The 4392-nt window shown below is 74.0% G+C and carries 2 protein-coding genes and 1 pseudogene; 2 read left to right on the top strand and 1 reads right to left on the bottom strand.

Annotation, left to right across the window (positions count from 1 at the left end; translation table 11 throughout):
- Both VR45_RS28770 and VR45_RS28765 read left to right on the top strand, forming a co-directional pair.
- Positions 1 to 322, top strand: a pseudogene (locus VR45_RS28770) (ROK family protein); the annotation flags it as partial.
- 137 nt (positions 323 to 459) lie between these two features.
- The gene (locus VR45_RS28765) at positions 460 to 1566 is read left to right on the top strand and encodes a PLP-dependent cysteine synthase family protein (protein WP_030396908.1); all 1107 of its coding nucleotides are present in this window, start codon (positions 460 to 462) and stop codon (positions 1564 to 1566) included.
- Between the two features lie 33 nt (positions 1567 to 1599).
- Here the strand turns inward: VR45_RS28765 and VR45_RS28760 are convergent, their stop codons facing one another.
- Positions 1600 to 3999, bottom strand: coding sequence for a right-handed parallel beta-helix repeat-containing protein (locus VR45_RS28760; RefSeq protein ID WP_045942776.1), 2400 nt, complete (start codon positions 3997 to 3999; stop codon positions 1600 to 1602).
- Positions 4000 to 4392 lie beyond the last annotated feature (393 nt).

The following is a 4392-nucleotide window of genomic DNA, read 5'->3' as shown; positions in this document are numbered from 1 at the left end:
GCTCTGCCGGGCCGCCGCCGTCGACGAGCGGGCCCGGGCGGCCGTGGAGCACGTCATCGACCGGCTGGGACTCGGCCTCGCCGGGGTCGCCAACATCCTCAACCCGGACCGGGTGGTGCTCAGCGGGCTGCACCGCGACCTCCTGGAGGCCGCGCCGGACCGGCTGCGGGCGGTGGTGGCCGACCGCAGCCTCTGGGGGCGCAGCGGCCGGGTGCCGATCGTCGGTGCCGAGCTGGCGCACAGCGCGCTGGCCGGGGCGGCGGAGCTGGGGTGGCGTCCGTACCTGGCCGACCCGCAGTCGGTGGGCGGGGTGGGCGGCTAGCGGCCCGGCGGGGCAGCAAACGTCGATAAGCGGAGCCTGGGGCTACGCATAATGTCACTTATCGTGACACTCGTACACTCGTAGTGAGCGCATCGAAGGGGGGCTTCGAAGGACTCGCACGAGGAGAGTGGCAGGCCATGGGGACCGAACCGACCGTCGACGTCGACCGTACCGACCCGGAGTACCGGAGCTGGCTCAAGGAGGCGGTCCGCAAGGTCCACGCGGACGCGAACCGCTCGGCCGACACCCACCTGCTGCGCTTCCCCCTGCCCGCCGAGTGGGGCATCGACCTCTACCTCAAGGACGAGTCCACCCACCCCACCGGCTCGCTCAAGCACCGGCTGGCGCGCTCGCTCTTCCTCTACGGGCTCTGCAACGGCTGGATCCGCCCCGGCAAGCCGGTCATCGAGGCGTCCAGCGGCTCCACCGCAGTCTCCGAGGCGTACTTCGCCCAGCTGGTCGGGGTGCCGTTCATCGCGGTGATGGCCAAGTCCACCAGCCAGGCCAAGATCGACCTGATCGAGTTCCACGGCGGCGAGTGCCACCTGGTGGACCGGCCCGACGAGGTCTACGAGGCCTCGGCCCGGCTCGCCGAGGAGACCGGCGGCCACTACATGGACCAGTTCACCTATGCCGAGCGGGCCACCGACTGGCGCGGCAACAACAACATCGCCGAATCGGTCTTCGCCCAGCTGCGCCTGGAGCCGCACCCCGAGCCGGCCTGGATCGTGGCCACCGCCGGCACCGGCGGCACCTCGGCGACCATCGCCCGCTACGTCCACTACATGCAGTACGACACCCGGATCTGCGTCGCGGACCCGGAGAACTCCTGTTTCTTCGACGGCTGGGTGCGGGAGGACCCGGACGCCGTGTGCGACCGGGGTTCGCGGATCGAGGGGATCGGACGGCCCCGGATGGAGCCGAGCTTCGTGCCCGGGGCGATCGACCGGATGATGAAGGTCCCGGACGCCGCCTCGATCGCCGCCGTCCGGGTGCTGGACGGGGTGCTCGGCCGGAAGGCGGGCGCGTCCACCGGCACCGGGCTGTGGAGCGCGCTGCGGATCGTCGCCGAGATGCGGGCGGCGGGGGAGCGCGGCAGCGTGGTCACCCTGCTCTGCGACCCGGGCGACCGCTACCTCGACAAGTACTACGCGGACGAGTGGCTGGCGGGGGAGCGCATCGACATCGCGCCCTATCGGGCCGGGCTGGAAGCCTTCCTGGCCGGCGGCGCCTGGACGGGCTGACCGGCGGCGGCCGTCCCCCACCGCCCTCCCGCGCTACGGCAGTCGGGGCGCGGGAAGGTCGGTGGGGACGAGCAGTTGGAGGTCCTCGGTGGACGGGTCGTCGAGCTGCGCAACCCGCATGGCGTGCCGCTCCACCATGGTCTCGAAGACCTGGCGGGCGGTCCGGCCGTTGCCGAAGGCGGGACCGCGCTCGATGCCGGCGAAGTGCTCCAGCAGTGCCAGTGCGGTGGCGTCGGCCAGCGCGTACTCGTGCTCGGCGCACTGGGCGCGGGCGATCTCCAGCAGCTCCTCGGCCGAGTAGTCGGGGAAGGTGACGGTCCGGGAGAAGCGGGAGGAGACCCCGGGGTTGGCGGACAGGAACCGCTCCATCTCGGTGGTGTAGCCGGCCACGATGACCACCACCTCGTCCCGGTGGTCCTCCATCAGCTTCACCAGGGTGTCGATCGCCTCCCGGCCGAAGTCGCGGGCGCCGTCCTCGGGTGCGAGCGCGTACGCCTCGTCGATGAAGAGCACGCCGCCGCGGGCCCGGTCGAAGGCGGCGGCGGTGCGGATCGCGGTGGAGCCGATGTGCTCGCCGACCAGGTCCACCCGGGCCACCTCGACCAGGTGCCCGCGCTGGAGCACCCCGAGCGAGGCGAGGATCTCGCCGTAGAGCCGTGCCACCGTGGTCTTGCCGGTGCCGGGGGCGCCGGTGAAGACCAGGTGGCGGCGGAGCGAGGGAGCCTTGAGACCGGCCTGCCGGCGCCGCCGGCCGACCGAGATGAGGTCGATCAGGGTCCGGACCTCCTGCTTGACGGTGGCCAGGCCGACCAGCCCGTCGAGTTCGGCCAGCGCCTCGTCGGCGGGCCTGCAGTCCGGGATCGGCCCGATCACCGCGGGCGCGGCTGAGGCCAAGGAGCCTGCGGCAGCGGCGAGTTGGACGCGCGGCCCGGGGATCTCGGTGGCCGGCGACGGCAGCGCCGCCACATCGTCCGAGGTGCAGCCCTCCACCACCGGGCCGGGCTCGGAGAATTCGAAGCCGGCCCGCTCGTTCTGCTCGGCCCGGCAGCGCGTCAGCACCGTGCGGCAGCCGTCGATGATGTGGAAGCCGAAGCCCTTGCCGTGCGAGACCCGGCAGTCCTCGAAGGTGCCCCGGCCCTGGGCGGAGACGTAGACGCCGGCGTCCGAGCCGGCCCGGACCGTGCAGTCCCGGAACACCGGGTCGGCGCCCTTGGTGACGATCACTCCGGTCGCCACGTCGGAGATCTCGCACTTGGTCAGCAGGCCGCCGCTGCCGTGGTCGCGGAACCACAGCCCGGTGCCCGCCTCCTGCACCCGGCAGCCGCTGAGCGTCACCGTGGCGCCACCGCTGACCGACACCGCCGAGCTGCGGATCCGGCTGAACGAGCAGCCCTCGGCGACGGCGGCGGAGTCGCGGTCCAGTACGAACAGGGCGTCCGGCAGGTCGTGCAGGGCGCAGTCGGTGAGGGTGAGCCGGGCGCCGTCGCTGACCCACAGCGCCGGGTACTCGCCGTTCGAGCCGTGGATCTCGCAGGACTCGGCGCTCGCCTCGGTGCCCTGGTCCCAGACCGAGAGCGCGCCGCGCCCGAAGTCCCGCACCGTGGAGTGGGCGAGGCTGAGCCGGGCCCGGCCGCGCAGGTCGGCCGCGTTCTCCGGCAGGTCGTGCACCCGGCAGCCGGTCAGGACGAGTTCGGCCTCGCCGTCGAGGGTGAGGCCGTTGCCGGTGACCCGGTGGATGTCGCAGTCGACCAGCCGCCCGGCGGCCTGGGCCTCGGCCTGCACCCCGCTGCCGCGGATCTCGTAGATCTCGCAGCCGGTCAACTCGGCGGCGCTGCCCGGGTCGGAGAGCAGGACGCCCGCGCCGGTCGCGTGGTGCACCCGGCAGCGCTCCAGTGCGACGGTCGCGCCGCCGAGCACGGCGAGTCCGGCCTGGCCGGCGGCGGACACCTCGCAGTCCTCGAACGCCGCCGCGGTGCCGGGGCCGCGCAGCCGCAGTCCGAGCCCGTCCGGATTGGCCACCACACAGCTCTTGAGGGTCGGCCGGGCACCGTCGGTGATCTCGACCCCGGCGGCGGAGCGGGTCTCGACCCGCAGGCCGGTGAAGGAGGGGGAGGCGTCCGCGCCGGACACCAGCACGGCGGGGGAGGACCGGTCGCTGCCCTCGATCACCAGGTCCCGGACGGTGGCCGAGGCCGTCACGGTGAGCGGGACGCCGCCGGGAGGGTCGATCCGGACGGTGCCGGGGCCCTGGGCGGGGACGATCGTGACCGCCTTGTCCACGACCACGTTCTCCCGGAAGGTGCCCGACCGCACGGTCACCGTGTCGCCGGGTTCGGCGGCCGCCAGGGCCTCGGTGAGCGTGTCGTACTCGCCGGCGCGGCGCCGCCAGCGGGATGCGCTGTCCTGGGTGACCCGGACCCTGTGCTCAGCCATGACGGTTTGTTGTCCCCACCTTCATCGAGCCGGCGATCTGCGGACCGGACGCACGCGGGCGCCGTTCGCCCGGACGCGGCGCACGGGGTGCGCGGGTCGTCCGCCCACCGTAGCGCGCCCGCACGGATGCTCCCGCCCGTTCGGCGCCGCCCGGTGGCGGGCGGGGCCGGGCACCGTCGCGGGTTCACCACATGCTTCAACGAGTGCGCACAGTTCCGGTTCCGGGACGTGGGTGCGGAACCGGCCGGGGGGCTGGTGGGGCGTCGGTGGCGGAGCAGCGGTGGTGGGGCCGGCGGGGAGCCCCGGGCGCGGGAAACGCGCGCGGGAACCGGCGCGTGGGTGCCGGCCCCGTGCGCCGGGAGCGCCCGGCCGGCCCCGGCCGCTGACCCCGGC

The organism is Streptomyces sp. NRRL S-495, from assembly GCF_000966955.1.
In the GTDB taxonomy this organism is placed as follows: Bacteria; Actinomycetota; Actinomycetes; order Streptomycetales; family Streptomycetaceae; genus Kitasatospora; species Kitasatospora purpeofusca.
Note: the sequence above shows the minus strand (reverse complement) of the source record. Positions and strands in the feature narration are given on the sequence as shown.